Below are 1,723 nucleotides of genomic sequence, written 5' to 3' on the forward strand. Positions count from 1 at the left end.
CCCCGCCCCGGTGAGGGAACCCCGAACCGTCGAGGGAACCCGCTGTCCGTGGTTCCCTCGACGGTTCGGGGTTCCCTCACCGGGGCGGGGAGGCGGGATGGGGCAGGAGTCAGGGGTCAGGAGAGCGAGTCGCGGACGGCCGCCATGCCCAGCTCCAGCTCGGCGAAGGTGGTCGACAGCGGAGAGAGGCCGATCCGGATGCCGTCGGGCCGCCGGAAGTCCGGCACGATCCCCTCCGCCTGCAGCCGCGGCACGAGGCCGGCGAACGACTCGTGCGCGATGGTCACGTGCGATCCGCGCCGGGCGGGGTCGAGCGGAGTCGCCACCCGCACCCCTCGCGGCACCAGCCACGCGTCGGCCAGCTCCAGCGCGTACGCCGTCATCGCCTCGGACTTCGCGCGCACCGCGGTCATGCCCACCGAGGCGATCAGCGCGATCATGTCCTGCATCGCGAGCATCCCCGTGATCGGCGGGGTCCCGCTGAGGAAGCGCCGCATCCCCTCGGCCGGACGGTAGCCGGGGCCCATCTCGAACATGTCGGCGACGCCCATCCAGCCCTGGACCGGCTGCGCGAGCGAGCCCTGGTGCCGGGAGGCGACGTACGCCCACGCGGGCGCCCCCGGGCCTCCGTTGAGGTACTTGTAGGAGCAGCCGACCGCGAGGTCCGCGCCCCACGCGTCGAGCTCGAGCGGCACCGAGCCGACGGAGTGGGAGGCGTCCCAGAGCACGAGCGCGCCGGCCTCGTGCGCCTGGGCGGTGATCGCCGCGGCGTCGGCGAGGAACCCCGAGCGGTAGGCGACGTGGCTGAGCAGCACCAGCGCCGTCCGCTCGCCGAGCACCGGGGCGAGGTCGTCGGGGCCGACGCCGCTCCCGGGGTCGGAGTCGATCCAGCGGAGCGTGCTGCCGGTCTCGGCCGCGATGCCCTCCAGCACGTACCGGTCGGTGGGGAAGTTGTCGGTGTCCACGACGATCTCGTCGCGCCCCTGCTCCGCCTGGCGGGCGATCGCCGCGCGGGCGAGCTTGTAGAGCAGGACGGTCGTGGAGTCGGCGACGACCGTCTGCCCGGCCGCGGCTCCCAGCACCGCGGAGCCCAGGGCGTCGCCGACCTCGAGCGGCAGGTCGAGCCAGCCCTCCTCCCAGCCGCGGATGAGGCGGCCGCCCCACTCCTCCTCCGCGAACCGCGCGAGCCGGGCGACGCTCGCGCGCAGCGGCCGGCCGAGCGAGTTGCCGTCGAGGTAGGAGCGGACCTCGGGGGTGCGGACGAACAGCTCGGGGCAGTGCGCGAGCGGGTCCTGGGCGTCGAGCGGATGCATGCCCTCACCCTAGGTCGCGGGCGCCGGGCGCGATGCGTGCCGCCGGGGCCTCCCGCCCACTGTCCAGAAGTCGTCGCACTCGGCGTCGACTGCGACGACTCCTGAGCACTCGCGACCCACACCCCCCGGTCCGGTCGCCACTCCTCCGAAGCCGCCGTACTCGCGCTCCGGTACGGCCACTTCCGCGTACTCGCGGAGCCGCCGGCCCCGTCCCGTCCACCGTCGTCGCCGACTGTGCAGAAGTTGTCGCACTCGAGCTCGAGTGCGACAACTCCTGGACAGTCGCGGGAGCCGGAGGAGAACGGAGCGCGAGCCAGGGGGGCGGACCTGCGAGCACGGCCGCGCACCTGGGAAGTCAACGGGCGGACGCCGCACCCCGCCCCGCCTAGCCTCCCAGGACGGCCCCCGCC

Annotated in this window: 1 protein-coding gene; it reads right to left on the bottom strand. The window is 74.6% G+C overall.

The features are described 5' to 3' along the window. Positions 1-116: 116 nt before the first annotated feature. A complete protein-coding gene (locus C5D08_RS16535) occupies positions 117-1,313 on the bottom strand; it encodes a kynureninase (protein ID WP_104277941.1) in 1,197 nt (398 codons plus the stop codon). Positions 1,314-1,723: the final 410 nt, after the last annotated feature.

The sequence above is a fragment of the Rathayibacter sp. AY1B6 genome, from assembly GCF_002932755.1.
Taxonomy (GTDB): Bacteria; Actinomycetota; Actinomycetes; order Actinomycetales; family Microbacteriaceae; genus Rathayibacter.

Coding starts and splice junctions, on each gene's coding strand:
- C5D08_RS16535 (WP_104277941.1), bottom strand. CDS start 1,313: ATGCATCCGCTCGACGCCCAGGACCCGCTCGCGCACTGCCCCGAGCTG.